Origin of the sequence: Bradyrhizobium arachidis (assembly GCF_024758505.1) — a bacterium.
Taxonomy (GTDB): domain Bacteria; phylum Pseudomonadota; class Alphaproteobacteria; order Rhizobiales; family Xanthobacteraceae; genus Bradyrhizobium; species Bradyrhizobium manausense_C.
On the sequence record NZ_CP077970.1, the window covers coordinates 2,798,750 to 2,824,975 of the forward strand.

The window sequence follows — 26,226 nt, forward strand, 5'->3', positions numbered from 1 at the left end:
AGAGAAAGCACATGTCTCGCAAAAAACTTCTGATGCTGTCCGTCAGTGCGACCATCGCAACGATGACGCTGGCGCCAAATGCAGCATTCGCGCAATTCCCTCCGCCGCCACCCATGGCCGGGCCTCCGCCGATTGCGGCCGGCGGGCTGCCTCCGCTATCAGCCGGAGGATCTCCAGCGTTCGCGGCGCGCCCTCCGATGGGGCCAGGCGGTCCGCCACGTGCCGGCCTCGGCGGTCCAGCCCCTCGTCTCGGTGCTGAACCGGCGCCGCGCGGTGCTCTCGCGGCGGCTGGGCGCGGCGGACCGGCAGTGGCGAGTGCGGTTCGCGGCACATCGGTCACCTACAACCGCTTCGGAGGCTACGGCGGCTATGGCGGATCCCGATATGGCGAGCGCGCCGCCTATGCCGCGGGTGCCTACGCCGCAGGAGCCACTGCCGGCTACGCTTATGGCGGCTCGCGCTATGGCTATTCCTCGGACAGCGACTGCTACTACGTCTACAGGCGCTATCGGCGCGTTCTGGTTTGCGACTGATGATCGCGACTTCGGCCAGAAACGATCACATCTCTTGAACACTCTGATGGAAATCGTAAGTGCCTTGGCCTGCGCCGGCAGGCCGATGCGTTCGTCGATCTGAGGCAGCTGGAATCGACGATTGGTCGCAAAGTCAGCGAAATGCGCGCAAGCGCTGCGTCGCGGTGAGGGGACAGACAGCATGTTGCTGGACAACGCTGTCAACTTGGATACTTTGCTGCGGTTGAAAAGATAAGAGCAAGAAATGTTGGACCTCTTGAAGAGGGGGACCGAAGAGACCTTCGGCGTCATCGAGCGTGAACTGCGATGCGGCCTCTGGAGCTGGAATCTCCGCACGAACGAGATGGAGTGGTCGCGAGGGTACTATGATCTCCTCGGCATCGAGCCAGGAAAGGTAACACCATCCTTTTCGGCAATCCTCCAGGTGACACATCCCGACGACCGAGGGCCACAAGCCGAGGTCGAACGCGTCATACGAAAGGCCTCCACGATCCGGCGGAAATTTCGGATCATTCGTCGAGGAGGCAGCGTCGCGTGGATTTATTGCCAAATCATCGTCTTCGTCGATCCGGAGGGTGCTGCCGAGAAGGCGGTCGGAATCTGCACGGACATTACGGCTCGCGAGGATCAACTCAACCAGTTGCGGGTTGCCGATGAGCGCTACCGCGCACTGGTCAAGGCGACTGGCGCCGTCGTGTGGAGTGCCAAGTCGGATGGTCGAATTCACGAGGTGACGAATTGCGATGAGAGCGGCAATCTCCAGGCTGTTGCGCTGGAATCCGGCTGGCTGCAGCTCATACATCCAGATGACCGGGACAAAATCATCAGAGTTCGTGAAGAGGCCAGCCGCGCGAAGCGGAGCTACGACGTCGTGCACCGGGTTCTCCGGACTGACGGCACCTTCAAGTGGAAGCGCTCAACGGGCCAGCCGTTGCTTGATGACGCGGGCAACGTCAAGGAGTGGCTTGGAGTCAGCTTAGATCTCGAGCGTGACACGACTGTCGGAACCCACCACATCACGGGGGCGCAAATCAGAGCCGCGCGGGGGCTGTTGCGATGGTCCGTGTTGGATCTGGCGCACGCCGCCAGGGTTACGCGTGCGACGATCCGTCGTCTGGAGGAACTTGACGGCGCCTCATCGCACAAGGACCCGGCGCTTCCCTCGATCGAATCGGCGTTGTCGAAAGCTGGCGTCGAATTCCTGTTTCCTGAGGTGGGCAAACCCGGCGTACGTCCACGCTAAATTGGCGGATCGCTTCGACTATCTGAGCAAAGTTGGCTCGAATATTTTGCCACTGAAGTGCAATCCGTCAAATCTTGCGCCCAACTATCGCACTTGGGAGCCTTTCGTTACGGAATGGCAGGAGCGCTCCGCGGCAACGACCAATTTTGCCTAACAGAAGGTTAGTCGCGCGGCATTATTGTTCTGCACGTCGGGTCCAATCACTGCGTGCGGGTACTATGAAGGACATCATTCGATACCTGGGAATCGACACACGCGCTCAGATCCTTGCCGAGCGGTTGTCGCGGTTGCTCGAAGAGCGAAGCGCCGAAATCATCGGAGCGTTCTACCGGAACACCCGGCAGCCGGCGTGTTGTTGGACGACAAAGTCATCAAGACAATCCTGCTCAAGTCATCGTGGCTGGTCAACTAAGGAGCCCACCCGCGAGCTCCAATGAATTTTACAACCAACGAACTATTTGAAAGGTCGCATCATGATTTCTTCGTCAACGGCATGCCCCGACAACACGGAGCAGAACCGCCAAGCCAGGATGCAATTCATGGGCATCACCCCGCGAACCGGCGAGCTGTTGCGTGAATTCTGGACCATCGCCGAGCCAACAGTGCCAAAGATTCTGGACGGCTTCTACCGGCACGTCACGAGCGAACCTAAGCTTGCCAGCATGATCGGCAAAGACATTCCCAGGCTGAAAACGGCTCAGGGCACTCACTGGGCGCGGTTGTTCAACGGGCGGTTCGATGACGAATACCTGCACGGAGTGCGCGCCATCGGCCTGGTTCACAACAAGATCGGCTTGGAGCCGCGCTGGTACATCGGGGGATATAATTTTGTCCTGAACCAGCTCGTCTCGCTCGCGGTCCGGCGATATCGCTGGCGACCGGCCCACCTCTCAGAACTACTAACTGCGGTGAATTGCGCCGTGATGCTTGACATGGAGATCGCCATTTCCGTCTACCAGGAGGCAATGCTGGCCGAGCGGGAAGAGCGTCAGGCGAGGGTTCATGCCGCCATCCATGACTTCGACAGTCGGATGAAGGCCGTGTTGGACACCGTCGGTGGATCGGCCACTAACCTCCAAAGTGCCGCCAATACCTTGGCCGCCAGCGCTTCGCAATCGACCGAGCAGTCAACGGCCGTGGCCGCGGCATCAGAGGAGGCTTCCACGAATGTGCAGGCAGTAGCTGCGTCGACGGAGCAGCTGACCTCGTCGATTAGGGAGATCGGCCGGCAGGTTTCCGAATCGACTCGAATTGCACGGACCGCGGCTGACCAGGCCGCCCGATCCGGCGAAACCGTCCAGGGACTTGCTAAGGCGGCTCAACGCATCGGAGACGTGGTGGATTTGATCAGTACCATAGCGGGGCAGACCAACCTACTTGCCCTCAATGCGACGATTGAAGCAGCGCGCGCCGGCGAGGCGGGCCGCGGCTTTGCCGTGGTCGCCTCCGAGGTGAAGGCACTAGCGGAACAGACCGCCAAAGCAACAGGAGAAATTGGCGAGCAGATTCTTTCGATCCAGGGTGCAACGAAGGAATCGGTCGGCGCTATCCAGGAGATCGGCGGCACGATCGGATCCGTCAACGAGATTGCCACCGCCATAGCCGCGGCGGTGGAAGAGCAGGGAATGGCCACGGCCGAGATCGCCCGCAACGTCCAGCAAGCGGCACGCGGTACTCATGAAGTATCCAGCAACATTGCCGGGGTGAGCCAAGTGGCTGCTGAAACGCGGCAGACGGCCGGCGCGCTGCTGAGCGCATCCGAGCAGCTTTCCAGCCAGGCTGCATCTCTTCGCCAGGAAGTGGAGACGTTCTTTGTCGAAATCAGAGCTGCCTGAGAATCCTAGTCGGACGTCGACGAAAACATCTACAATCACGGTCAATCCAGTGAGCGATGTCGTGACCGCGAATGAGTGAGGGACAGCGTGTTCTCAAACGGTAGCGAGCAAAGGCGCACACCTGATCCGTTAAAAGACGCGATCGATGTCGAGCGAAAGTGCGAGGTTGACTGGAAACGACTGCTCCACACGGCCATTGAAAGCAGCACGCATGGCTTGTGCGTCTTTGACAGTCACGAACGATTGGTGATCGGTAACGAGCAGCATCGCGCAATGTATGCGCTAACACATGCCCAAAGCACGCCGGGTCTATCGGTGGACAGCATCCTGGAGAGCCGTTGTGCGCACGTGGCGATGGCCAGCACAGGAGCGCGGCCTGCCGACTACCTCGCTGCAATAAAGCGAAGAGAAGCGTTCCGGGCTATCTGGGAACTGGAGAATGGCTCCTTTGTCGAGCTCGATATGCACCCGATGCCCGACGGAGGCTTTGTCGAGAGACATCGTGATATCACCGAGCTTCGGCTCGCAGAAATTAGGGCTCAAGCTGCAACGCAGGAGCTGATCGAGAAGCAATATGCGCTCGACCAGGCGGTGATCGTCGCTATCACCGACGTCCGCGGTACGATAACCTACGCCAACGACAGGTTTTGCGAGATCAGCGGTTATTCTCGTGAGGAGCTACTCGGAAACAACCATCGCATCCTGAAGTCCGGGGTTCATTCACGGGAGGTCTTTCGGCAGATGTACCGCTGCCTTACCTTAGGCGAGGTGTGGCGCGGTGAGCTCTGCAACAAGGCGAAGAGCGGCGAGCTCTATTGGGTCGACACGGTCATCACGCCGCAGCTCGGTCCGGAAGGAAAACCCGTAGCCTATATGGCTATTCGGATCGATATTACAGCTCGGAAGAAGGCCGAAGCGCAAGTCTACCACGCGGCTCGGCACGATGCGTTGACCGGTCTTCCGAACCGGGCCGCCCTGCTGGATGGCCTATCGGAGCGGCTCGAGAAAGCCCCGGCGCAACAGCAAAATCTGATCGTCTACTTGCTGGATCTTGACGGGTTCAAATGCGTGAACGACACACTTGGACATGCTGCGGGGGACGCCTTGCTCAAGCAGCTGAGTAGACGTCTCAAGTCGACCATCGCAGATGGTGATCTGATCGCCCGGCTTGGAGGGGATGAGTTCGCGATCGTGCAGGTCAGCTCTCACGACGAGCGCGAACAGGCCATAAGGCTGTCTGTCGCTCTGCTCGAAATCGTGGCGAGACCGTTCTCGGTCGAAGCGCAGGACGTCTCGGTAGGAGTGAGCATAGGGATAGCGTTTGCTCCAATAGATGGCCTCACCGCTTCCGAGTTGCTTTATCGAGCGGATCTCGCCTTGTACCGCGTCAAATCCGAAGGACGGAACGGGTTTCAGTTCTTCGAGGACGAGATGCACAAGCGGGCGCAATCTCGGAATCAGCTCGTTAATGAGCTGCGTTCCTCCCTGGCTCGTGGCCAGTTCGAACTGCACTACCAGCCAATCTTTGAGGCAAGAACTTTGCGGCCGCGCGGCGCGGAGGCGCTCGTGCGGTGGCGCCATCCCTCCCAAGGCTTGCTCTATCCGGATCGTTTCATCGGAATCGCTGAGGAAGCGGGGCTGATGGAGTCGCTGGGGCAATGGGTCATACAAAAGGCATGCGCAGATGCCGTGTCCTGGCCTGAAGAGATCAAGGTCGCCGTCAATCTGTCGCCGGCGCAGTTTCGGGGTGCGACACTCTTCGATGTCATACTTTGCGTGTTGGTCGAGACGGGTCTTTCGCCGCATCGACTTGAACTGGAAGTGACGGAATCGATGCTGCTGCAGGACAGGGAAGAAAATCTTCTCCTGTTTCGACAGCTCAAGAATATCGGCGTCTCCATTGCGCTCGATGATTTCGGCATTGGGTATGCCTCGCTCGGTTCGGTTGTCTCATTCCCTTTTAGTAAGGTGAAGATAGACCGATCGTTCACGCGAGATCTGTTGCAGAAGCCGGCGAGCAAGGCGGTCGTCGCGTCCATCATGACGCTGGCCCGTGGACTTGATGTGCAGGTCACGGCGGAAGGCGTCGAAGCGAGCGAGCAGTTGGAGTACTTGCGCGATCAGGGAGTCGATCTGATTCAGGGCTACTTGCTCGGCAAGCCCGTCCCATGCAGCGAGTTGAACCTCGCCAGCGCGCCGCATTCCGGATTACGGGAAGTCACATGCATCTGAGTCAAACGAGTAGTCAGGCGCAAGGCCTGACGAACGTGAATGCTGCTCTCTCTCTGCCGCTCGAGCTGGAGGACGCCATCGCGAGCAGCGACGTTCGTCGTCGGGCGACCATGCTAAGGCGGATGGCCGATCTTTTTGTTGGATCGGGAGATTTAACCCCGCAACAGACGTCTTTATTTGACGAAGTCATGAGCCGGCTGCTCGGGGAGGTCGAATCGTCCGCCCGGGTGCAGCTTTCCGAATATCTGGCCGAATGCCCGCGCGAAGCTCGCAAGACGATCAGAAGCCTGGCCCTGGACGACGTCATCGAAGTAGCCCGACCGATATTGACGGGTTCAGAACAGCTGGAACAGCGGACCTTGGAGGAGGCGGCGGCAACGAAGAGTCAGGCGCATCTGTTGGCGATCTCAGGTCGGAAGACGATACCCGAACCGGTGACCGAGATTTTGATAGACCGTGGGGACCGGGATGTCGTGCTCTGTGTCGCGGCGAATCCCGGGGCTCGCTTTTCGGCATTCGGATTTGCCTCCCTCGTGCTGCGTTCCTCCGGGGACGAAGAACTGGCCGTGGCGGTCTGGATCAGAAGTGACGTTCCTCGGCGACAACTATTGAAGCTCTTCTCCGATGCCTCTTTGATTGTGAAGGACAGGCTCTGCAAGGAGGATCCGACGAAAGGGAAGGGGATCGAAAAGGCGATCGCTCAGGCGCTGGACCGACTTCAGGCCCGAACACGGCAACTCTCCCCTGAATTTGTGTCAGGCTCGGCGCGCGTGAGCTTACTCGAAGAGGCAGGCAGGCTGGACGAAGACGCTTTGTACGAGTTTGCGAGCTCGAAGCAGTTTTCTGAAACGGTGCTCGCTCTGGCTTCGATGTGCGATGTTCCGGCAGGCGTTGTCGAAAGAGCCTTGGTCGACGACCGATCGGAACAGATACTCGTCCTGGCGAAGGCTTCGGGATTGAATTGGGATACTACAAAGGCGCTTTTGGTCCTTAAGAGCTCTCCTCGTGAAACAAGAGACGACCTGGAGAGACTGTTCGAAACATTTTTGCGGCTCAAACCCCAAACCGCGCGCAAGGCCGTTCGATTCTACAGACTTCGCGAGCGTGCCCTTGCTCAAAATTGAGGGTGCTCAGCGAGCGCGACAACGTGAGCATTCGCCGAAGCGGCCTCCAGGAGCGGGGAACGTGGCAGTTAAGTATGGAGCTTGGAGCATACAACATGGGCACTCTTCACCTCTTACCTGCAACTCGCAAGGACAGACCCACTCTGCGTCTCCAGGATCCATGCCAAATCACGCCAGATCTTACTGACCAATTTGTATCCTTGCAGACCGCAGTGGAGGTGCAGCTTCCGTTGGCTGTTGGCAGATTTGAGAAGGCGGTCGCGGATGTTGACGCGATCGGTCATCAACTGCCGTCAGGGGAATTCAAGGATCGCTTCGACGAGGAGCGAGGCGTTCTCGCCGCACAGCTAAATCAGATCAGACAACTGAAGAGCGATCTCCAGGGCATCTGGACTTCCATGTGTCGAACCCTGAATGATTGCGACGTAAAATAGATGACAGTCTGCAGCGATCCCGAAACAGTTCAGCAATCCTGGGAGCATAGGCGGGCTAGAGATCGGGCTGGAGATCAAGTCGACTATGAGATCGCGCGTCAGCTCAACGGACCCTTGATTGCGCTGCTGCTTTACATGAACGAAATCAAACGACACAGCCGACAAATGTCTCCGGTTGTGGGGGATCCGGCTTATCTTCAACAGGTCGTTGAAAACGCTCTTCACCAGACCGAGCGGATCTGGGCGATAGTCAAGCAGGCCGCCACACGCGGTGCATCGGCCCCAGAGATCGGGCCGGAGGACGATGGGGCTGGCGCCGACAAGGAGGGAGATCGCGGGGCAGACATCATGGCCCCTTCAGGCTCTAGCCAGATGTTTCTGACGAAGCGTGAACGCGAGGTTCTGAGCCTCGTCAGCAACGGCTACTCCAACAAGCAAGGTGCCCGACAGCTGAGTATCAGTCCAAGAACGTTCGAAAGTCATCGCGCCGGACTCATCCGAAAGCTCGGCGCGCGAAACACGGCAGATCTCGTCCGACTGGCGCTCTTGCATCACGCCGTCTAGGGCGGGCAGATCGAATGTTAGCCGGTCGCCACCAACGCGTCCTGGTTTGCAACTAACAATCACGAACTCCGGACCTTATCGTTGCGTCAGCGTGTCCAATTGGCTGGGACCAACAGCGTCTGGCGAACGTGGGCTTAATCATTTCCAGCACCAGCTTGTGAATGCGCTCGCTTGACAGGATCGTTAATAAACTATACCGTATAGTTTGTTAATGAGCAGCTCGCTACGACCGAGCTCCGGACAGTGGCGATAGACTAGGAGCAGACAACGATGCCCAATACTTGCGACTACTGCCTTTCTGAACATCAACCAATTCCTATGGAGAGAACATCATGAAAAACCGACTGATTGCGAATGTCATTGGGTGTGCCTGCCTTACCCTGGCGACGGCTGCCGAAGCCCGAACGTCTTACGACGGTCCCTGGAATCTTGTCTTCGTTACGCAACGCGGAAGCTGCGATCCGACCTACAATTTCTCAGTGAGCATCAACGACGGCGTTGTGACGCACCCCAATCTGGTGAAGTTCAGCGGGCATGTCGGAAGATCGGGCGCGGTTCGAGCGTCGGTGACGGTCCACGACAAATACGCGTCGGGTTCGGGAAGGTTGACGCGAGACACCGGCCACGGGACATGGAGTGGCCACGCAGGAGGTGCGCGTTGCTCGGGATATTGGACTGCGCAACGAAACCAGTAGAACACAATCAACATTGTCATTCTTTGCAGTACGCTCGCGGTGATGGGCGTGACCGGGCTGACCAGACCTCGGTTGTCGAAAGAGTGTCCCGACGCATCTGTAGAATGATCCAGTGATTACCGTCGTTCTGGTCGGCGCTGACTGGAGCCGTTGTTGTAACGCCCCTTGTGCTGATCCTTGCAGCGGATAGCCCTCCACCGTGGCTGGGGTGACGGTCAAAGTCGTTGACCTGTTTGTCGCGGTGGAGGAGGCTCGGTGGTCGTTTCGGCGCCCATCCGCCGTACGTGTGTCTTCGCTCTGGACGTTCTGGTCAATTTGACTTAATGAGCAGTTGAACCTCGTCGCAAGGGCATGGCCAACATCGATCCGATCCGTCGCGCGGAAATCGGCCGCGAGAAGCGGGCGAGGACCCGTGCTCAACTCCTGGCCGCCGCAAATGCTCTGTTCGCGCGACAGGCGGTTGAGTCGGTCACGGTCGACGACGTGGTGCGGGAAGCCGGGGTCGCTAAGGGGACGTTCTACGTTCACTTCAAGGATCTGCCTGACCTGACGGCTGCCGTAGCTGACGAACTGGTTAAGGAGATCGACGATCTGCTGCAACCGATCCGGCTCACCATCGATGATCCGGCGCTCCGCATTGCCTACGGCTGTAGTTGCTTCCTCGATCGGGCGCTCGCCGATCCTGGTTGGGCGGGCGTGGCGGCGCGGATGGCTGCAGCTGCTACGAGTGTCGGCACGGTCGCGCGTCGGCGTCTGCTCGAAGACATCAAGCGGAACACGAAGAGCCTGCGCCAGGGCGGCGCCGTAAGCGCCGAACTCGCTCTGGAGGTCGTGGTCGGCATCATGCTGCAAATGTTCGCCGCCATTGCCGAGGGGCGCTTGTCGTCGCGCCATCGCGAGGGCGCGATCGCAGCGATTCTCCGGGCGATCGGTCTCGACGCGCGCCAGGTAAAATCCGTGCTGGCGCGCCTGCCGGTGCAAACGGACGCCGCGCGAACCGGCTTGCCAGGGAAGGCCGCGACGGCGCGGCGGCGTACCATCGGTGGCGCCGTCTAGACTTGGATCCCTCGTGCGACGCTCATGAGCCGACGATCTCGGTCGCATGTTCGCCGAGATCGACGGCGCCGTCGCGGCTGCGGATCCGTGCTGTGATCCGATCGCCCGGCTTGAGATACTGTGGCCGACGCGCCTGTCCGTTGAGGAACAGCTTCCACAGCACGCGCTCCGGTAGCACCTGGAGCAGCCGGCGCACTGGCGGCGGCGGCACCCGTAACGCGCAGCCGTTCGGCGTGCCAGTCAAGAGCACGTCGCCGGGAACAATGTTCGCGAAAGTCGACAGCTCTGAGATCGTCTCGGCGGGCTTGAACACCAGGTTGGCGGTGGTGTCGCGCTGCCGGGGCGTACCGTTGACATCAAGCTCGAGCGCGAGGTTGTCAATACGGGGAAACTCGTCGCGTTCCAGCACCGTGAGCCACGGGCCGATCGGGCAGAAGCCGCGGTAACTCTTGCCCTTGAAGAACTGGGTTTGCGGCAGCTGCACGTCGCGCGCGCTGAGATCGTTGGCGATGGTGATTGCGAAGACGTAGTCGGGCAGCGTCTCGCGCGTTACCGTGACTGCGGACGAGATCGGCCGGCGGAATACCAGCGCGAGCTCGATCTCGTAGTCCAGCAATTTCACATGTGCGGGACGTGTCACCCTCTCGCCGCTCGAGCAGATTGAGGCGTCGGCTTTGGTGAAGAACATGTTGAACAGCTTGGCGTCGGGATCCATTCCGGATTCGACCATGTGCTGGCGGTAGTTGGCGCCCTGGCAATACAGCCGGCACGGCGTCGTTATCGGTGCCAGGATCTTCACCGAAGCGATGGCGATGCGCGCGCCGCGGCTGCAGGCCGCACGCCAATCGGCCTCGCCCTGTTCGATCAGCGCTGCCGTGGTCGGATAGTCGTCCGATAGAGGAGCGATCTCCGCCCCAGTCATCACGCCCCAACGTGGGCCGTTACCTGCTTCGAAACGTACCAGATTGATCGCCACTCGTTCCTCCATTGCCCTTGTGTTGCCCGATCCCGGATCGCGATTTTGCTGTCCCAACAGCTGCTTGGCGCGCATTCCGGACCTTGCCAAAATCTCGGATTGACGATTTAGTCGTTTTGACTATCATGTTCAAAAATATTTGTCGACCCCGGTCGACGGTCAGGCGGGGAAGTCTCATGGGTGTGGAAAGCATCGCGGCACGAGCGCCGTTTCGTGAAGTTGAGGTTGTCGTTGTCGGCGCCGGCCCGGTTGGGCTGATGGTGGCGAACTTGCTCGGCATCGCCGGGGTGCAGGTCGCGGTGCTGGACGCCAATGAGGGGCTGCTCGGTCTGCCGCGGGCCATCGCCTACGATGCGGAAACGCTCCGCCTCTTCTCACAGATTGGGCTACTCAACGACATCACGCCCGGACTCATCCGGAACCCTCGTGTCCGCCACCTCGATGCGCGCGGCCGCGTGCTGATGCAGGCGGACCCTCCGGCTTACGGGCCGTACGGCCACTCCTCGCTGGGCACCTTCTACCAACCGGAATTTGAGCGAGTTCTGCTCAGGGGGTTGGCGCGCTTCGACAACGTCACGGTGCTGTTTGGGCACACCGCCACCAATCTGGTGCAGAGCCAGGACGAAGCCGTGCTGTCGATAGCAACTCGCCAGGGCGCGAGCACGTTGCGGGCGAAATTCGTCGTTGGGTGTGACGGCGGCACGAGTCGGGTCCGCGATTTGCTCGGCGTCAAGCTCATCGGCTCGACCTATTCCCAGCGCTGGTTGGTGGTTGATGCCATTGTCAAGGGCCACACGGTCAATCAGATCAGCTTCTACTGCGACCCGAGCCGTCCACGCGTGGAACTGCCGGCGATAGGCGATCGCGTGCGCTGGGAATTCATGCAGCTTCCGGGCGAGACCGAGGAGCAGTTGAAGAACGACGGGCGGGTCATGGCGTTGATCGCCGACAACACGCGCTATCGCGAGGTCCGGATCGAACGCAAGGCGGTGTACACTTTCCACGCTCGAGTCGCCGATCGCTGGCGCAACAAGCGCGGATTTCTCGCCGGCGACGCGGCGCACCTGATGCCGCCATTCGCCGGCCAAGGCATGAACGGCGGCATGAAGGACGCCGTCAATCTCGCTTGGAAGTTGGCGTCCGTGCTCAAGGGGCTCGCTGCGGAGACGATCCTCGATAGCTACGAGCTCGAACGCGCGCCGGTAGTACGCAAGATGGTCGAGGTGTCGCGCCGGCTCGGCTCGGTGATCATGCCAACCAGCCGAAGCACTGCCGCGCTGCGCGATGCAGTCTTCGTCTGCCTGAACATGTCGCGTGCCTTCCGCAACTTCATCGGCCGCGGCGGCGTGGTGCCTCCGCCGGCGGTCGGCCGCAGTGCGTTGACCGGGGCAGGGGGCGATGCCCTGGTCGGCCAGATGCTGCCACAGCCCGGCGTCAAAACGCCGGACGGCTCTTTCCCCCTCGACACGTTTCAGGCGTGCCATCAGTGGCTGGTGCTCGGCATCGGTGTCGATCCGGCGACGATGCTCTCCGCGCGCGACCTCGGCATCCTCGATGCGCTCGATGTCAGCTTTGTTTGCGTCAACGGCCGCAGCGAGAGACCGCGGACGCTCGAACTGCGGTGTGACGACCCCACTTTCGATGCCTGGGTGAAGCGCCACGCTGTGCACGCGGTGCTCGTACGCCCCGACCGTTTCATCGCCGATCGGCTCGATCCGAATGGACGCGATCTGCCGGTTCTCACCCCGTTCGCGCGGGCGCGCGGCATCACCGCGCCGCCGATCGCGGCCTGAGTTCGAGGAGGCCTACATGTCCACCAACCCGTTGCTCAAGAATGGTCCCGGCAGCATCGAACTGCCGCGCAGCGCCTCGCCCGTCGTGAAGGCGAACCAGCTTCTGTACGCGCACTTCGAGCGCCCCGATCTCGAAAAAGCGGAGCGCTACCTCATCGACTTCGGTCTCGAAGTTGCCGCGCGGACCGAGAGTGAACTGTTCATGCGTGGAACCGGGTCGGCGCCCTATATCTACCGTGCCACTCGGGGGCGCAACGCCCGCTTCCTCGGGATCGGGCTCTCGGTCCCGAAGGCCGAGGATCTCGAGACGCTGGCCGGGAAGCTCGGCAGCCGTGTCGAGGGCGCCGACGGGCCGGGAGGCGGCTCGGTCGTGCATCTGCGGGATCCGGAAGGCGTCGCGGTGCACGTTCATCACGGCTTCATCCCGAGCGAACCGTTGCCGGTCCGCCCGCAGATCCTGCACAACGCGCCCAGCCAGACTGTGCGCGTCAACGACACCCAGCGGCCGAAGCTCGAACCGCCACAGGTCACCAAGCTCGGCCATCTCGTGCTGGAGACGCCCGATTTCAATCGCAGTGTCCGCTGGTATATGGACGCGTTCGGCTTCATCCCGTCGGACGTGATGTGCCTTGCCGACGGCACGCCAGTGGGCTCGTTCACCCGCCTCGATCGCGGCAATGAGCCGAGCGATCACCACACGATCTTCGTTGCCATGGGGATGGAATCGAACGTCGACCATGTGGCGTTCGAGGTCGTGGATCTCGACGCCGTGGAGATGGGGCAGCAAGTGCTGATGGCCAAGCGCTATCGTCATGCTTGGGGCGTCGGTCGCCATCTGCTCGGTAGCCAGATCTTCGACTATTGGCGGGACCCCTGGGGCCAGAAGCACGAGCACTACGCCGACGGCGATCTGTTCGACGCGGCACAGCCGGCAGGCTATCACCTGATGGACCGAGGCGGCCTCTATCAGTGGGGGCCGGACCTGCCCGACGACTTCATCGACACCCGCATGACACCGGGACGGCTTTGGCGGGTGCTGAAGCTCGCGATCAAGGACAAGGCGCGGGTGAAGCTGCTGGTGGCGCTCAAGAACAGCATGACGAACCCGGGCCGCCATTGGCAGCGCTGAGTGCCAGCTTGCCCTTCCGCAATTTCATCACGACTACACGCGAAAGGCATCCCATGGCGGTGCGAGATCTCAGCGATATTCAGAGGATCGAGGCGGAGCCTCTTGCCTCGCGAGGCTTGCCGCGGACGACCTATGAGGTGTTCGCGGCGAGCGCGAAACGCTGGCCCGATCGGAAGGCGCTGTCGTTCTTCCTGACCGCTGACACCTATCAGCGCGCTTCGACATGGACCTATGCGGAGCTCCTGGCGGAGATCACCCGCGCCGCGAACGCGCTTCACGACTTCGGCGTCAGCGCAGATCATCCGGTCGCTTATGTGCTGCCGAACCTTCCCGAAACCCACTTCACGATCTGGGGCGGGGAGGCGGCCGGGGTGGTGCTCGCGGTCAATCCGCTGCTCGAGCCTGATCTGATCGTCGAGATCCTTCGCGCGGCCAAAGTGCGGGTACTGGTAACGCTCGCGCCGTTTCCGGGCGCCGAGCTATGGAGCAAGCTTGCGCCGCACCTTTCGTCGCTCTCCGAGCTACGTGTGGTCGCGTTGGTCGACGCCATGACTTATCTTGGGGGCGCCGGGGGGACGGCGGTCGAGGTCGCAGCGGCGAGCGTGCCTGACGCCAAATTCGAAATCGTAGATTTCCGCGCGGCGATGCAGGGCCAGCCCGCCGATCACCTGGTCGCGCCGCGGACGATCACGGAACATTCCGTCTCGTCCTACTTCTGCACCGGTGGCACGACAGGCGCGCCGAAGATCGCGGTGCGCACACACGGCAACGAGATCTTCGATGCCTGGGCCGCGGCGCAAGTGTTCGGAGAGCGCGAGGAGCCGCGGACCTATTTATGCGGCCTGCCGCTGTTTCACGTCAACGCGCAGCTCGCCACCGGCCTATTGCCGTGGATGCACGGCCACCACGTACTGCTCGCGACTCCGGAAGGCTACCGCGGCAAGAACCTGATCGCGCGCTTCTGGGAGATAGCGGCGCACTATCACATTGCAACATTCTCCGGTGTGCCGACGATCTATGCCGCCTTGCTCGAGGCGCCGATCGGGGACAACGACATCTCCAGCCTCGAATACGCGATCTGCGGCGCGGCGCCGATGCCGGCCAGGCTGATCGAGGCGTTCGAAGCCGAGACGGGCCTCAAGATCGTCGAGGGTTATGGGCTGACCGAGGGCACTTGCGTCTCCTCTCTCAATCCGCCGGAGGGCAAACGCCACGCCGGGTCGATCGGCTTGCGCCTGCCACACCAGCAGATGCGTGTTGTCATCCTCAATGATGCCGGGCGCTTCCTGAGAATGGCTGATGTCGACGAGGTCGGAACGATCGCCATTGCCGGGCCCAACGTGTTCGCGGGTTATCTCGATCCGCGACACAGCAAGGATCTTTGGATCGACATCGAGGGATCACGTTGGCTCAACACCGGCGATCTCGGGCGACAGGATGGCCTGGGCTATTTCTGGCTGGCCGGCCGGCGCAAGGAGCTGATCATCAGGGGCGGGCACAACATCGATCCGAAGCTGATCGAAGATGCCCTCCACAAGCATCCTGCCGTGGCCATGGCGGCAGCGGTTGGCAGCCCCGATGTCTACGCTGGCGAGGTCCCGGTCGCCTATGTCCAGCCGAAGCCCGGTATTGCCGTTAGCGATCACGAACTGATGAACTTCGCTGAGACCCATATTCCCGAGCGGGCAGCAATCCCCAAACATGTGAGGATCATGCCGTCGCTGCCGCTGACGGGGATCGGCAAGATCTTCAAGCCGGCCCTGCAGCAACGCGAGATCGAGGGGGTGGTGCGGGCCCAGGCAGCAAACGCGGGCGCGATCGTCGACGAGCTTTGGTTCGAACGAGATCCTCGCTTCGGACAGGTCGTTCGAGTTCGTGCCAGCGCGGGTGCAGCGCCCCTGCGGGCGGCGCTGGAGCGTTATGCGTTCAGATCCGATGTGCTGGATTGAGCGCGTGGTCCGAAATTATCGCGAACTGATCGGACGGTTGTGGCATCCAGGAACTTGGAGACGAGCGGCAAGATGGTAACGAATACGATAGGTAGCTCCCTGATGTGTGTCGGGCCGGGTGGTGGCTTCGAGGTCCGACAGCTTCCCCGGCGAAAGCCGGCGACCGGCGAGATCGAGGTCGCCGTCGCGGCGGCGTCGGTCAATCCCATCGATGTGCGGCGCGCGAAAGGATATGGCCGGCGGCTGTTGTCACTCATGGGAGCCGGCAGGTTTCCGATGGTGCTCGGTAATGATGTCGCAGGCACCGTGACCGCCGTCGGCAACAATGCCGGGGCGTTCAAGGTTGGTGATCGCGTCTATGGCGTGAAGCCGCCATCGGTCGAGGGGACCCATGCCAGCCACGTGCTGGTCAAGGCTGGGCATGTGCTGCCCGCGCCCGCGGGGCGGGATCTTCAGGCTCTCGCGGCTGTCCCCTACAGTTTCGTGACGATGTGGCTTGCGGTGCGCGGTTCGGGGTTGACACGGCAGAATGCCGGTGGAAAGCGCGTGCTCGTCCACGGCGCGGCTGGTGGCCTCGGGATACTCGCGCTGCAGATGCTGTCCAGATGGGGCGCGCAACCGACGGCGATCGCGCGTCCGCCGGATTTCGCGGCCTGCCGGCAGGCGGGGGCGGCTGAAGTGCTCGACGGCAGCATCAAGCCATTCGCGTCGCTGTCGCGGGCGTTCGATGCGACGCTCAATTTCGCTGCCTGGGAGGACGATCTTGCATTGCTCGGTTGCCTTCGCCGCGACGCGCTCGGCCATGCCACCACGGTGCACCCGTTGCTCGCGAATTTCGACGAACTCGGCTGGCTGCGTGGCGCCCTGAAGACGTTCTCCGACAAGCGGCGTCACCGGGCGGCCTTGCCGGAGGGTACGCAAAACTACGCCTGGACCGTCTTTCGGCCCGACGCCTCCGCGCTGCAGGAGTTGCGCCAGTCGGTCGAGCAGCAATGTGATGGTCTTACCATTGGCCTGCGAACGCCGCTGGCCGGTGCGGCCCAGGCCTTTGATCATGTCAGGAACCGGCAGCGCGGGCGTGCGCTGATCCTGCCCGAGTAACGTGTTAGCAGAATCGAGTGGGCGGATTGGCAAGCGCGTGTCGGCTATGGCTTTTCCACCTACTTTCCGGTCACGGGCCTTGCGATCTCAAACTGGGGTCGGGATAGAAACTAGCTCGTGAATGTTTTTTACCGAACCGGCTTGCCACTTTCCGCCGTTGCTGATTCAAAGCTCTACGTTGTTCGCCAATCGTTATAGGGCCAGCTTCATGCGCGGTAGCACCGTCAACCATATCGACGAAGTCCGAAAGTCAATGTTCTCGCGCGCGCCCGACAGGCCCGATGCACGCATCATCATGCGCCGCGCGGACGCTGTCGAAGTGCGAAGGGCGAAGCAACGTTTGCGTACGGCAGCTTGGCGAAAAAGCAACGATGAGAACGGGCGTCCGACTGCTGAGCAGATCGGCAAGGCTCTACTTGTGTCTATTTGCATGAGCCCCGATTTCAAGAAGTTGATGCAGGAGGAGCTTTCGTTGATTCGGGTCGCCCTCAACAGTCTTGTTGACAGGGGTTTCAGGTCGAAGGAGATCGAGGACGTCATGCGGCGCATTCGTGCTAGGCATGTTGATCGCGATATGGATGAGATCCTCAGTGATCGAAGGCCTTGACCTTTTTCGATCGCTCGAAGCCCGTGACGAGGCGATGGTGTCAATCAGCGCTTTGTGCAAATCGAGAAAAGACCCGAGCCTGCCGCGAACGGCAGAAGCAGTGATTTCTCGCTCTCAATCGAAACCGGCGAGTGGCGGCAAACCCCGAGCTCTGCGATTCAGGTCTGCACTGGCTTCGTAGCGGCAGCGGCTTCCCAGCCCGGCTCGACCGGAACCATGTACCAGGTGGTCAGGACGACCTTTGAAAACAGCCAACGACCATTCTCTCTGACATATTCATCGTCAAAGCGCCCGCCGACCATGATGCTCTTGCCGTTAAGGACAGGCCGCCCGTCAAGATGGCTATAGCCTCTGCCGCGGTCGCCGTCGATTTCGACGACATGCGCGTGGATGAACTGGCGCGCCCACTTGATCGGAAAATTGATGAAGAAGGATCGTATCGCCTCTCGGCCGGTGACGGATGGTCGGCCGGCATAGGAAACGGTAGCATTTTCGGAGAAAAGATCTGCCAGTTCAGCTACCCGGTCTTGGTTGACGTATTCGTGATAGGTGCAGCGGAGCGTGCGGATCGCCTCGCGATCGTCATGTTCGGCAAGCCGAATCTCCAAGGCCTGAATCCTTGCTCGCAAGTCCGCATCCGTGTCTGGATTGCTCATGGTCCATCCGTTGTCGTAATGATGTTGTCTGGCTCGTGGTGCCGGTGATCGCCGATGATATCGCGGAGCCGCTCCTCGACACGGAGCCGTACCGCCGGATGCGGAAGGATGTAGAAATCGTCGTCGCAAATGGCTTGCATTGTTATCCTGGCAACGTCTGCGGCGCTGACAGCGGAGGCCTGCATCCCTGCTCTGACGCGCCGATCGAACGGCGCACTGTTTGGGTTTGCTGAGGCCAGATGCGCGGGCCGATGCCTGTCAGAGTCGGCGATGGCCGTCTTGACTAGGGATGGGCACAAGACGTTGACCTTCAGCTTCGAACCGGCATTCTCGAGGTCCTTCAAGAGGACCTCGGATAAAGCGACGACCGCGTGCTTGCTTGCGCAATACACTCCCGACCCCGCTACAGCGGTCAACCCCGCGCCCGAGGACGTATTGACGATGTGCCCGTCCTGACCCGCCGCCATCATCCGCGGTAGGAAGCTTTGAATACCATAGGCAACTCCCAGCAGATTGACGCCAAGCACCCATTTCCAGTCTTCGGGAGTTGCGGACCAGACCGGGCCCAACGCTGCGACGCCTGCATTGTTGAAGAGCAGGTGAACGTTTCCGAACTCTCCAAATGCGAAGTTGGCGAGATCCTGAACGGCTTCGACGCTCGAGACGTCACACTGCCTCGTGCGCACGGCAACGTTGCTTGGAATCAGGTCTTGCGTGGCCGAAAGCCCGTCGACATCGACGTCGGCGAGAATCAGTTTCATTCCGCGTTCGGCACAGGCGACCGCCAATTCGCGGCCAATGCCGCTCCCGGCGCCCGTGACGACGGCGATCCTTTCCTCGAACTGCTTCATGCCGCAGTGATCCCGCCGTCCACGGTGAAGACCGATCCGGTGATGTAACTTGCGGCCGGGGATGCCAGCAGCAGGCTAACGCCGGCAATCTCGCGCGGCATCGCAATCCGCTTCATGGGAACCATGGCTTCGAGAGGTTTTGTTGCCGTCTCGTCCAGCAGCCGGCCGCCGCCGAGTGCCGTCCGGAAGAAGCCGGGGGCGATCGCGTTGACCTGAATGTCGAACGGAGCCAGCTCGAGAGCCGCCTGCCTGACGAGATTCACGACCGCCGCTTTCGAAGCCGCATAGGAATACCCCGTGGCCCAAGCTCCGCGCAGTCCCCCCACGGACGCGGTGACCACGATCCGGCCCCGGCGCTGCGCCTTCATGTGCCGGGCCGCAGCCTGCATCGTCGTGAATACGCCGGTCTGGTTGGTGGCGAGAACCTCGTTCCATGCGGCAAGATCGATGTTTTCGATGTGGCCCTTTGGCGAGACAATTCCCGGCCCTGCGCTGATTCCGGCATTGGCGAACACGACGTCGAGCTTGCCTTTGCGCGCGACGACGTCGTCTATGAGCCGGCGGATGGCTTCTGGATCGGCAACATCGACCGCTGCGATCTCTGTCCGGGGAAGGACCTCCTCGCCAACCCGCTTCAACTCCTTCTCGTTCCGGTCCACCAGCACGACGTCGGCACCGTTGGCTGCCATCGTCTCGGCAATGGCCAGACCGAGTCCGCTGGCGGCGCCGGTCACGATGGTGACCAGGCCTTTAACGGCGAAAAGGTGCTCGGCAGTCAGTGACATGGAGTTCGTCCTTCGTATGCGGATTTCAGATGCGTCATCTCGATTGTCCCGGACAGAGTTTTGCCATCCAGTACCTGCAACTCGTCGCGCCGTTCAGTTTGGCGGCGCGACTTGTCGCTTCCTGAACTCGTCATCGGCGAGCTCCTTCTTCGACAGCTTGCCGACGGGGGTCTTGGGCAACATCTCGCGAACTTCAAGCTCGGAGATCATCTCGTGCTTGCCGAGGAGAGGTTTGAGAAAAGCCTTCATCTCGTCGAGAGAGATGGGCGATGCGTCCGGCTTCAGTGCGACGAAGGCCTTGGGCGACTGGCCTCGGTACGGGTCGGGTATCCCGATCACCCAGACTTCCTTGATCGCCGGATGCTGGTAGATCGCTTCCTCGATGTTGCGCGGATAGACATTGTAGCCGCCGCACAGAAGCATGTCCTTCAACCGGTCCACGATGAAGACGTAACCGTCCTCATCCATGTAGGCGATGTCCCCGGTGCGAAAGAAGCCGTCCTTCGTGTATGCCTCGGCCGTTGCCGTCTCGCTCTTCCAATAGCCCAGCATGACGTTCGGGCCGGAGATGCAGAGTTCACCGCGTGAGCCGAGTGGGACGGTCGTGTCCGGCGCGTCCGGATCGATGATTCTCAGTTCAATTCCAGGAAGCGGAATTCCGCAAGATCCTGGCTTCGGGACACGGCCGACGGGATTGAACGTGCCGGCCGGGGACGTTTCCGTCATGCCCCAGCCTTCCGAAAGCAGGCAGCCATATCGCTCGCGAAAGGCGGTGATCAATTCGACCGGAAGGGGGGCGCCGCCGGAAGCGCAATATTTGATCGAACCGAGATCGGGGGCCGGTGCACCTGCCTGCGTGAGCATCGCCTGAAACATCGTAGGTACGCCCATGAAGATCGTTACCCGTTTGGCAGCGATCTCCTTGAGCACCGGTTCGAGATCGAACCGCAGGTGGAGAATGAGTTCGCAACCAATGCTGAGACAGAACAGCATATTCCCGGTCAGCGCATAGATGTGGAATAGCGGAAGCACGATGAGGGTTCGCTCGTGCCCCTCAGTGAACAGCCGAGCGGCCCCTTGGGTCGGCATCAGATATTGCTGACAGGCGACCGTCAGGTTTGCATGCGTCAGCATCGCTCCTTTCGGGAGTCCGGTCGTGCCCCCCGTATACTGAAGAACGGCAATCGACTTGGTTGGATCGCCAATCTCGTGGTGAGCGTGCTTCCCGTCGTTTGCGATCAATGTCGCGAACGAAATGTGACGATCGTCTTCCTTAAACGGCACGACTTGCTTCGCCTGCTTCATATCGGCCCGCACCAGGGCTGGAGCCCGCGACATTTCAGCGAGCGAGCCAATAACCAGAGCCTTCAGCCGGGTGCGATGAAGGAGGCGTTCCATTTGCGGATAGAGCGATCGGAGATCGAGCGTGATGATGAAATCCGTCTCGCTATCCTCGACCTTGTGTGCAACCACTTGCTCGGCGTCGAGCGGGGAATAATTGACGACGATAGCCCCAACCTTGAGAACGGCAAAAAAGGCGATCACCATGTGCGGCGTGTTCGGCAGATAGAGGCCGACGTGCATCCCGGGACGAACGCCGATGTGCTCGAGTCCCGTGGCGGCGCGTGCTACCAGGTCTCCCAGTTCGCGATAGGTGAGTTGGCGGTCCATGAAGCTGATCGCCGGCCGATCGGGCCATCTTGCAACGGCCTCATCGAGGATGTGCTGGACCGGGGTCGCTGCAATCGACGCATCCCAACGAATTCCATCCGGATAAGATTTTATCCAGGGATAGTCTGGCATGCCCCGGCTCCTCCTGTCACTTGGTGGCATGTGCACCCGGTTTGACACGGGCGCTCCACTCTCTGGGCCATGTCAAACGCAGTTCATGAACGACTTTGTCGCAATCGCGACAATCAGCCGACAAAATTCCCGTAAGCGTCCCCCGCAAGGTGAGCGGCCGGCTGCAACAGATCGGTCGCCGAACGGGGAAGCGGGGCGCCTATCATGTCAACCGAGACAACGAATGTTCTGGTCGCGGCTCCAGGTGGCGAGCGAGACGGGATCGTAAGGCTATTTTCCAAGATCGGCTGGCGGCTACTGCCGTTCCTGATGCTGTGCTACGTCGTCGCCTTCCTGGACCGCATCAATATCGGCTTCGCGCAGCTCCAGATGAAGCAAACGCTGCCGTTCAGTGACGCTACCTATGGCCTCGGCGCCGGCATCTTCTTCGTCGGCTACATGATTTTCGAGGTCCCCAGCAATCTCCTGCTGGAGCGGATCGGCGTCCGCAAAACGATGCTGCGGATCATGTTTGCCTGGGGCATCGTGGCCGCGGCGATGGCGTTCGTCCAGACGCCCCTTCAATTCTACGTCGCGCGATTCCTGCTCGGCATCTTCGAGGCTGGATTCCTCCCCGGCGTCATTCTCTACCTGACGTATTGGTATCCCTCTGCGAAGCGGGGCCAGGTGATGGCAACGTTCATGTCCGCGACGGCGATTGCGCCGCTTCTGGCCGGCCCCCTCTGCGGAGCGACGTTAAAGTATCTCGACGGCTTCGAAGGGCTCCATGGTTGGCAATGGCTGTTCATTTCGCAGGGAGTGCCCGCATCCCTTCTGGGCATCGCCGCCTATTTCTACCTCCACGATAGACCTGAGGATGCGTTCTGGCTGACGGCGGAAGAGAAGTCCGCGCTGCGGATTCAACACGAGCAGGATCATCCAGACGTCGAGACCTCCTCGCATGGCGGATTCTGGCAGATGGCGAGGGATCCCAAGATCTATGGTTTGATCCTGGTCGACATTTTTCTGCTTGGCGCAACCTACACGATGGTGTTCTCGATTCCGTCGATGATCAAGAGCTGGGGCATATCGGATCTGTTTCATGTTGGGTTGCTGTCGACCTTGCCTCACCTCGCCGGCGTGATCGGCACGGTCCTGATCGGTCGGCATTCCGACCGGCATCGCGAACGACGGTGGCACTATGCGTCATGCGTTGCGGTGGCCGCCCTCGGGCTGCTGTTCATGCTCCTTGCGCAAGGCAACATCGTGTTTGCCGTGCTCGGCCTTACCATCGCCGGTGTCGGATTCGTCTCCGCCGCTCCGCTGTTCGTCACGACCTGTACCGAGTATCTGTCGAAGGCGAGCATTGCCGGCGGCGTCGCGTTTATCGCAGGTCTGGCTAATCTTGGACCGGTGGCGGCCCCACCGGTCACCGGCTTCATCACCGCGAGCACCGGCAGTCCGGTCTACAGCATGGTTCTGGTCATGATCCTTTACCTGCTGTCAGGCGCTACTTTGCTTCTCACCCTGCGCAGCGCTTCGCCACGCGGCCGGTGAATGGGTCCACGGCAGGACGGCCGGACAAGGAAAGGGCAACTTGATGATCATCGTCGTTGGATCCGTGGACGGGCGAAACGAAAGCTTCGATCGCCTCGTGAAGATCAGTCTTGAGCACGTGCACCGGTCTCGCGGGGAGGACGGCTGTATTGAGCACGTCGTACAGATCGATTGCGAAGATCCCCTCCGGTTGCGGTTTTTCGAGCGTTGGCGCGACGCGGCTGCTCTCAAGACGCATTTTGCACGATCCGAGTCCCGGGCGTTTGCGCAAGAAGTCGCCAAGCTGTGCACGAAGCCGCCGGTCATGGAAATCTATGAAGCCGAGGCAAAATCGTTCTAGAGCGTTTTCCAGCGAAGTGGAAATTGGTTCGCCACGAGAAAACGCGTCAGAGAGAGAACCTAGAGCTTGTTCCGATTCCACCGGAGCGGAAAGGGACCTAGGGGGTGTCGGTTTGCCCATCGCGTCCTTGAAGTGGATAGCTGAGACGGAAGGGGCCTGTTCTATCGAACGGCTTGAATTCTCCCTCTCGAAGCGCAAGCCGGTCCGCAATCGCCCACAGCACGGAGGGGTTGACCCCCAGGCCGATATGGCTGCCCAGCAGGATTTCGATGTTCTCCGATTGATGATTGGGTATCAGCGCGGAGCTTTTCCAGTTCACGATCCCATCGCTCTTGCTGTAGATCGCGGTCGTCGGAACGGGGAGATCGCCGGCAAGGGCCTCCAGATCGGACGGGGTGGCCGTTGCGGCTGACTCGCCCGCGACCTGCTTGTAGATCTCGCTCAGATTGGTCGAGCCGCCCCTTGCCCTCGCAAACGGACTGCCCAGCGTGATGACGCAGCGCACATCGTCGGGGTTTGCCAGCGCCGCGAGGCGTGCGTAGACGCCGCCAAGGCTCCATCCGATGACGCTTACTTTGCGATTGGTTGCTCGCCTGATCTCGGCGATCTGGAGTTGCACGGCCGAGACCATTTTCCCGACGCCACCCGTGTTGCGTCCGAGCCTCCAGGGATGCACATTGTAGCCCAGCGTCGCGAGGTAACGGCGAAGGGGCAGGGTCGAGAGGTCACCGGCCAGGAAACCAGGTATGACAAGCACCGGGTGGCCGTCGCCGCGCGGTGCTTGGAGCAACGCTGGCATCGTCATGAGCGTGGCCGTGAGTTCGGCGACCGCTCGGACCTCGGAGACAAGGAGGAAGAGTGGCGGCCTGCTGCCGCTAACTCCGCGGTCGGGATTGGTCGCACCGGTCGTCATGCCGTCTCCCTGACGCCAACACAGGCAGGCGCGCGGCCCGAGACGGGCGGCCCGTGAGCCACAGCGCCGGTATCGTCATGAGGTGTCTGCCGTCCGATCGTCTTTCGCTAGAGTGACATCTCGATCACGAATGTCGCGAAAGCGACAATTGCTTCTCTCTTTTTGCTCATGGGCTACGAATGAACAAGGCGGACCTGAAGGCTGTGCTGCGGAAGAACAAATGGTTCGCCGGCCTTCCGCCGTCTCTGGCCGACAGCATTCTGCACCTCGGCCGCGTTCGAACCGTCGAGGGTTCCCTGATCTATTCGGCAACGGATTGCCGGGACGGACTACTTGCTCTCGTGTCAGGACAGGTGCGTTTGACCAGCTTTTCCCGATCCGGAAATCCCTCCTTTCTTCTGATCACATCGCCTGGTTCTTGGATCGGCGTGACGTCTGCCCTTGACGGGCGTCCCTATGGCTACGACGCGTTCGCCATAGGCAAGACGGTTCTCTTCCACTTGAGCCAGGAGCGTTTTGAGGCGCTCGTCGGCGAGAGTAACGATAACTATTCGGCCTTCGTGCGTATGGTCTGCGATCACCTGCGCGTTTCGATTCAAAACCTGATCATTGTTCGCAATCGCCGCCCGCTTTGCCGGCTCGCGCAGGAGTTGTCGAGACTTGCCGAGCGCCACGGCCGCCAAACCAAGAAGGGATTGGTCATCGATCTGCGCTTGTCCCAGGAGGATCTGGCCGTGATGATCGGCGTCGGCCGCCAAACGATCAACCGCCTGCTCAAGAGTCTCGAGCAGGATGGAATTGCGACGGCAAAGTACACGTCTATAACAATTCACAAACTGGAGACTATTGAGCGTCTCAGCTTGAATGAGGCGGTAGACGGTTAAGCACGGATCAACCTTCAAAGGACAATGCGCTTCCCGGCGTTGAGCCCCGGTGCGCCCACCACCGCGAAAGCGTTGTTCTTCAATAGCTTCCGGAAATGTGGCCGAGTCCCAAACGGCTCTCGTGCGACTACGACGGCAATCCGCGTGGCCTTCGTTTCTTTGGCTGACCGGACCGATGTAGACCCCGCACTTCCTGCTGTTGAAAAAGCTCCCCGCAGACGTCACGCAACCATTGGCTTGCCCGGTCGTGATGGAAGCGGGCATGCCAATATTGCTTCACGGTAAAACCGGCGATTGGCAGGGGGCAATTGAGCACACGCAGTCCGTAATAATGAGCCAGCGTTTCGCCGATGTGCCTTGGAAGAGTGGCGATCAGGTCAGTCGTCCCGACGATTGCGGGTAATCCCAAAAAGCCCGGTAGCTCAAGTGCGATGTCAAGCACCATCCGCTGCTCCTGGAGCGCGTCCGCGAGCAATTGATGTCCGGTACCGGAGCGAATGAGGACGTGCGCCTCCCGCCTGAAATCCTTTGCGTTGATGCGGTCGCGGATCCGGGCATGGTTTGCGTTCGCCAGGCAGACCCAATCCTGCGGAAACAGCGCCTGCTGGAAGTGTCCCGCGTCGAGATCGGAGATGTAGCCGAGCGCCAGATCGGCCTCGCCAGACTGCAGCATTCGCGGAGTATCGCCGCCGATCTGTGCCGCCTGAATGCGGATGCCCGGAGCAACACGACGAACGTGGGCGAGGATGGCCGGTAGGAGCGTGATGTGGCTCGCGTCCGTCATGCAAATAGTGAAGCGGCGCTTGGCAGTCGCCGGATCAAACTCGGAGCGAAGCTCCGCCAGACGACGCAGCATCTCCAACGCTTGTCTGGCCGCGCCGATGAGAGCCTCGGCGCGCGGCGTCGGCAGCATTCCCTGTGCTGAGCGGATGAAGAGTGGATCGTCCAGTTCCTTTCGCAGGCGTGCCAGCCAGATCGAAATGGTCGGCTGACTCTGGCCGAGCTTCTCGGCCGCCTTGGTGACGCTGCCCGTGGTGAACAATGCGTCGAAGAGCCTGAGCAGGCGCGGCTCCAGCAGTTTCGTCTCGGTGTGGTCTTGGGCGTTCATTGCAAATCACAATAACGGCTATAAGGTTCATAGCATATCGTAATGTCGAGCAGCCTGCTACCACGCGACCAACGCCGGG

Annotated in this window: 24 protein-coding genes; 17 read left to right on the plus strand and 7 right to left on the minus strand. The window is 60.8% G+C overall.

Annotation, left to right across the window (positions count from 1 at the left end):
* Positions 1–11 precede the first annotated feature (11 nt).
* The 8 genes from KUF59_RS12425 (at position 12) to KUF59_RS12460 (ending at position 9,716) form a co-directional block, all read left to right on the plus strand.
* Complete coding sequence (locus KUF59_RS12425) at positions 12–533, plus strand: hypothetical protein (protein WP_258769503.1); 522 nt, start codon at positions 12–14, stop codon at positions 531–533.
* Between the two features lie 244 nt (positions 534–777).
* Positions 778–1,776 (plus strand): PAS domain-containing protein, encoded by a 999-nt coding sequence (locus tag KUF59_RS12430; RefSeq protein WP_212457152.1) that lies wholly within the window; start codon positions 778–780, stop codon positions 1,774–1,776.
* A 539-nt stretch (positions 1,777–2,315) separates the two neighbouring features.
* The gene (locus KUF59_RS12435) at positions 2,316–3,611 is read left to right on the plus strand and encodes a globin-coupled sensor protein (protein WP_249140168.1); all 1,296 of its coding nucleotides are present in this window, start codon (positions 2,316–2,318) and stop codon (positions 3,609–3,611) included.
* An 87-nt stretch (positions 3,612–3,698) separates the two neighbouring features.
* Positions 3,699–5,843 carry a putative bifunctional diguanylate cyclase/phosphodiesterase gene (locus tag KUF59_RS12440; protein WP_212457151.1) on the plus strand — a complete coding sequence of 715 codons (2,145 nt, stop codon included), beginning with the start codon at positions 3,699–3,701 and terminating at the stop codon, positions 5,841–5,843.
* Entirely contained in the window at positions 5,834–6,967 is a 1,134-nt protein-coding gene (locus KUF59_RS12445; protein ID WP_212457150.1) for a DUF2336 domain-containing protein, read from the plus strand. Before KUF59_RS12440 ends, KUF59_RS12445 begins: the two co-directional genes overlap by 10 nt.
* Positions 6,968–7,062: 95 nt before the next feature.
* Positions 7,063–7,401: a hypothetical protein gene (locus KUF59_RS12450; protein ID WP_212457149.1), complete on the plus strand. Its 339-nt coding sequence runs from the start codon at positions 7,063–7,065 to the stop codon at positions 7,399–7,401.
* Positions 7,402–7,965, plus strand: coding sequence for a LuxR C-terminal-related transcriptional regulator (locus tag KUF59_RS12455; protein ID WP_212457148.1), 564 nt, complete (start codon positions 7,402–7,404; stop codon positions 7,963–7,965). It begins immediately after the preceding gene.
* Positions 7,966–9,011: 1,046 nt separating this feature from the next.
* Positions 9,012–9,716: a TetR/AcrR family transcriptional regulator gene (locus KUF59_RS12460; protein ID WP_212457147.1), complete on the plus strand. Its 705-nt coding sequence runs from the start codon at positions 9,012–9,014 to the stop codon at positions 9,714–9,716.
* Positions 9,717–9,738: 22 nt separating this feature from the next.
* On the opposite strand, the gene KUF59_RS12465 is transcribed toward KUF59_RS12460, so the two are convergent.
* A complete protein-coding gene (locus KUF59_RS12465; protein ID WP_212457146.1) occupies positions 9,739–10,692 on the minus strand; it encodes a fumarylacetoacetate hydrolase family protein in 954 nt (317 codons plus the stop codon).
* Positions 10,693–10,949: 257 nt separating this feature from the next.
* Here KUF59_RS12465 and KUF59_RS12470 point away from each other — a divergent pair, with 257 nt between their 5' ends.
* From KUF59_RS12470 to KUF59_RS12495, 6 genes are all read left to right on the plus strand, one after another.
* Positions 10,950–12,485: a bifunctional 3-(3-hydroxy-phenyl)propionate/3-hydroxycinnamic acid hydroxylase gene (locus tag KUF59_RS12470; RefSeq protein WP_408918116.1), complete on the plus strand. Its 1,536-nt coding sequence runs from the start codon at positions 10,950–10,952 to the stop codon at positions 12,483–12,485.
* 16 nt (positions 12,486–12,501) lie between these two features.
* Positions 12,502–13,614 carry a VOC family protein gene (locus tag KUF59_RS12475; RefSeq protein WP_212457144.1) on the plus strand — a complete coding sequence of 371 codons (1,113 nt, stop codon included), beginning with the start codon at positions 12,502–12,504 and terminating at the stop codon, positions 13,612–13,614.
* Positions 13,615–13,667: 53 nt separating this feature from the next.
* Entirely contained in the window at positions 13,668–15,563 is a 1,896-nt protein-coding gene (locus KUF59_RS12480) for an acyl-CoA synthetase (protein WP_258769505.1), read from the plus strand.
* Between the two features lie 72 nt (positions 15,564–15,635).
* Positions 15,636–16,664, plus strand: coding sequence for an alcohol dehydrogenase catalytic domain-containing protein (locus KUF59_RS12485; RefSeq protein WP_212457143.1), 1,029 nt, complete (start codon positions 15,636–15,638; stop codon positions 16,662–16,664).
* Positions 16,665–16,785: 121 nt separating this feature from the next.
* Positions 16,786–17,271: a hypothetical protein gene (locus KUF59_RS12490; protein ID WP_212457142.1), complete on the plus strand. Its 486-nt coding sequence runs from the start codon at positions 16,786–16,788 to the stop codon at positions 17,269–17,271.
* A gap of 23 nt (positions 17,272–17,294) precedes the next feature.
* A complete protein-coding gene (locus KUF59_RS12495) occupies positions 17,295–17,375 on the plus strand; it encodes a CGNR zinc finger domain-containing protein (RefSeq protein WP_258770004.1) in 81 nt (26 codons plus the stop codon).
* 54 nt (positions 17,376–17,429) lie between these two features.
* On the opposite strand, the gene KUF59_RS12500 is transcribed toward KUF59_RS12495, so the two are convergent.
* The 4 genes from KUF59_RS12500 to KUF59_RS12515 form a co-directional block, all read right to left on the minus strand.
* The gene (locus KUF59_RS12500) at positions 17,430–17,927 is read right to left on the minus strand and encodes a nuclear transport factor 2 family protein (protein ID WP_212457140.1); all 498 of its coding nucleotides are present in this window, start codon (positions 17,925–17,927) and stop codon (positions 17,430–17,432) included.
* Positions 17,924–18,778: an SDR family NAD(P)-dependent oxidoreductase gene (locus KUF59_RS12505; RefSeq protein WP_258769508.1), complete on the minus strand. Its 855-nt coding sequence runs from the start codon at positions 18,776–18,778 to the stop codon at positions 17,924–17,926. The genes KUF59_RS12500 and KUF59_RS12505 overlap by 4 nt, the downstream gene beginning before the upstream one ends.
* Positions 18,775–19,512, minus strand: a complete 738-nt coding sequence (locus tag KUF59_RS12510; protein ID WP_258769509.1) for an SDR family NAD(P)-dependent oxidoreductase — start codon at positions 19,510–19,512, stop codon at positions 18,775–18,777. Before KUF59_RS12510 ends, KUF59_RS12505 begins: the two co-directional genes overlap by 4 nt.
* A gap of 144 nt (positions 19,513–19,656) precedes the next feature.
* Positions 19,657–21,366 carry a long-chain-fatty-acid--CoA ligase gene (locus KUF59_RS12515; protein ID WP_258769510.1) on the minus strand — a complete coding sequence of 570 codons (1,710 nt, stop codon included), beginning with the start codon at positions 21,364–21,366 and terminating at the stop codon, positions 19,657–19,659.
* A gap of 204 nt (positions 21,367–21,570) precedes the next feature.
* Here KUF59_RS12515 and KUF59_RS12520 point away from each other — a divergent pair, with 204 nt between their 5' ends.
* A complete protein-coding gene (locus KUF59_RS12520) occupies positions 21,571–22,902 on the plus strand; it encodes an MFS transporter (RefSeq protein WP_212457137.1) in 1,332 nt (443 codons plus the stop codon).
* 43 nt (positions 22,903–22,945) lie between these two features.
* Positions 22,946–23,242 carry a putative quinol monooxygenase gene (locus KUF59_RS12525; RefSeq protein WP_258770005.1) on the plus strand — a complete coding sequence of 99 codons (297 nt, stop codon included), beginning with the start codon at positions 22,946–22,948 and terminating at the stop codon, positions 23,240–23,242.
* Positions 23,243–23,339: 97 nt separating this feature from the next.
* Here KUF59_RS12525 and KUF59_RS12530 read toward each other — a convergent pair whose 3' ends face one another.
* Entirely contained in the window at positions 23,340–24,155 is an 816-nt protein-coding gene (locus tag KUF59_RS12530) for an esterase/lipase family protein (RefSeq protein ID WP_212457136.1), read from the minus strand.
* 179 nt (positions 24,156–24,334) lie between these two features.
* Here KUF59_RS12530 and KUF59_RS12535 point away from each other — a divergent pair, with 179 nt between their 5' ends.
* On the plus strand, positions 24,335–25,039 hold the full coding sequence (locus tag KUF59_RS12535; RefSeq protein ID WP_212457135.1) for a Crp/Fnr family transcriptional regulator: 705 nt from the start codon (positions 24,335–24,337) through the stop codon (positions 25,037–25,039).
* Positions 25,040–25,166: 127 nt separating this feature from the next.
* Here KUF59_RS12535 and KUF59_RS12540 read toward each other — a convergent pair whose 3' ends face one another.
* Positions 25,167–26,147 carry a LysR family transcriptional regulator gene (locus KUF59_RS12540; RefSeq protein WP_212457134.1) on the minus strand — a complete coding sequence of 327 codons (981 nt, stop codon included), beginning with the start codon at positions 26,145–26,147 and terminating at the stop codon, positions 25,167–25,169.
* Positions 26,148–26,226: the final 79 nt, after the last annotated feature.

Excerpts from the sequence above, each read along its gene's own strand:
- KUF59_RS12425 (WP_258769503.1), top strand. The coding sequence starts at position 12 with ATGTCTCGCAAAAAACTTCTGATGCTGTCCGTCAGTGCGACCATCGCA.
- KUF59_RS12430 (WP_212457152.1), top strand. The coding sequence starts at position 778 with ATGTTGGACCTCTTGAAGAGGGGGACCGAAGAGACCTTCGGCGTCATC.
- KUF59_RS12435 (WP_249140168.1), top strand. The coding sequence starts at position 2,316 with ATGGGCATCACCCCGCGAACCGGCGAGCTGTTGCGTGAATTCTGGACC.
- KUF59_RS12445 (WP_212457150.1), top strand. The coding sequence starts at position 5,834 with ATGCATCTGAGTCAAACGAGTAGTCAGGCGCAAGGCCTGACGAACGTG.
- KUF59_RS12450 (WP_212457149.1), top strand. The coding sequence starts at position 7,063 with ATGGGCACTCTTCACCTCTTACCTGCAACTCGCAAGGACAGACCCACT.
- KUF59_RS12455 (WP_212457148.1), top strand. The coding sequence starts at position 7,402 with ATGACAGTCTGCAGCGATCCCGAAACAGTTCAGCAATCCTGGGAGCAT.
- KUF59_RS12460 (WP_212457147.1), top strand. The coding sequence starts at position 9,012 with ATGGCCAACATCGATCCGATCCGTCGCGCGGAAATCGGCCGCGAGAAG.
- KUF59_RS12470 (WP_408918116.1), top strand. The coding sequence starts at position 10,950 with ATGGTGGCGAACTTGCTCGGCATCGCCGGGGTGCAGGTCGCGGTGCTG.
- KUF59_RS12475 (WP_212457144.1), top strand. The coding sequence starts at position 12,502 with ATGTCCACCAACCCGTTGCTCAAGAATGGTCCCGGCAGCATCGAACTG.
- KUF59_RS12480 (WP_258769505.1), top strand. The coding sequence starts at position 13,668 with ATGGCGGTGCGAGATCTCAGCGATATTCAGAGGATCGAGGCGGAGCCT.
- KUF59_RS12485 (WP_212457143.1), top strand. The coding sequence starts at position 15,636 with ATGGTAACGAATACGATAGGTAGCTCCCTGATGTGTGTCGGGCCGGGT.
- KUF59_RS12490 (WP_212457142.1), top strand. The coding sequence starts at position 16,786 with ATGTTTTTTACCGAACCGGCTTGCCACTTTCCGCCGTTGCTGATTCAA.
- KUF59_RS12500 (WP_212457140.1), bottom strand. The coding sequence starts at position 17,927 with ATGAGCAATCCAGACACGGATGCGGACTTGCGAGCAAGGATTCAGGCC.
- KUF59_RS12505 (WP_258769508.1), bottom strand. The coding sequence starts at position 18,778 with ATGAAGCAGTTCGAGGAAAGGATCGCCGTCGTCACGGGCGCCGGGAGC.
- KUF59_RS12515 (WP_258769510.1), bottom strand. The coding sequence starts at position 21,366 with ATGCCAGACTATCCCTGGATAAAATCTTATCCGGATGGAATTCGTTGG.
- KUF59_RS12520 (WP_212457137.1), top strand. The coding sequence starts at position 21,571 with ATGTCAACCGAGACAACGAATGTTCTGGTCGCGGCTCCAGGTGGCGAG.
- KUF59_RS12525 (WP_258770005.1), top strand. The coding sequence starts at position 22,946 with ATGATCATCGTCGTTGGATCCGTGGACGGGCGAAACGAAAGCTTCGAT.
- KUF59_RS12530 (WP_212457136.1), bottom strand. The coding sequence starts at position 24,155 with ATGACGACCGGTGCGACCAATCCCGACCGCGGAGTTAGCGGCAGCAGG.
- KUF59_RS12535 (WP_212457135.1), top strand. The coding sequence starts at position 24,335 with ATGAACAAGGCGGACCTGAAGGCTGTGCTGCGGAAGAACAAATGGTTC.
- KUF59_RS12540 (WP_212457134.1), bottom strand. The coding sequence starts at position 26,147 with ATGAACGCCCAAGACCACACCGAGACGAAACTGCTGGAGCCGCGCCTG.